At 57.1% G+C, this 807-nt stretch carries 1 protein-coding gene; it reads right to left on the reverse strand.

Going from position 1 to position 807, the window contains the following annotated elements; translation table 11 throughout:
* A protein-coding gene (locus OF829_RS20560) for an IS5 family transposase (RefSeq protein ID WP_264942083.1) occupies positions 1 to 750 on the reverse strand; the annotation gives its coding sequence in 2 pieces (ribosomal slippage) (positions 1 to 420 and positions 420 to 750; 751 coding nt annotated over the 2 pieces). This gene is flagged as partial in the annotation.
* Positions 751 to 807 lie beyond the last annotated feature (57 nt).

Raw genomic sequence — 807 nt, forward strand, 5'->3', positions numbered from 1 at the left:
ATCGTGAGTTGATGACGGCTGCGGCGAGATAGATGCAAGCTTTGAAGCTCTGATCGGTTTTGTCGGCGCGCATGGCGATGCGCTTGAACTCCTTCAGTTTGCAGAAGAAGTTCTCGATGAGGTGGCGCCATTTGTACATTTCGAGATCGATGGCGATCGGCTGGACGCGGCGTGGATGCTGGGAAATGACGACCTTGGCGCCGCGTTGGTTGAGGTCAGCAACGACGCTGTTGCTATCAAAGGCCTTGTCGCCGAGGAGAGCGCCGAACTCGATCCCCTCGATCAACGGTGCGACGCCAACCGTATCGAAGCGCTGCCCGGGTAGAAGAACGAAGCGGACCAGATTGCCGAGCGCATCCGTCAGCGCGAGGATCTTGGTCGTCATACCGCCCTTGGAGCGACCTATGGCCTGGCTTTGAGTCCCCCTTTTGCGCCCTGTCCGTGACGATGAACTTTGACGATCGTCGCATCGACCATGGCGTATTCCATGTCCGGCTCCTCCGAGACGGCATCGAATAACCGCTTGAAAATATCGGCTTTAACCCAGTCACGGTACCGCACGAATACCGTGTTCCACTTGCCGAATTGCGCAGGCAGATCACGCCACGGACTGCCCGTCCGAACGATCCACAAGATCGCCTCGACAAACAGCCGGTTATCCCCGCCGCTGCGGCCAGGATCGCTCGGCTTACCGAGGCAGTGCGCCTCCATCTTCGCCCATTGGGTGTCCGTCAAAACAAGTCTGTCCATCCGCAGTTTGAATCAGAATTTACACTCTTAGGGAATCCTGAATCTCAACAGACCCTA

Origin of the sequence: Sphingomonas caeni (assembly GCF_026013415.1) — a bacterium.
GTDB classification, from domain to species: domain Bacteria; phylum Pseudomonadota; class Alphaproteobacteria; order Sphingomonadales; family Sphingomonadaceae; genus Sphingomonas; species Sphingomonas caeni.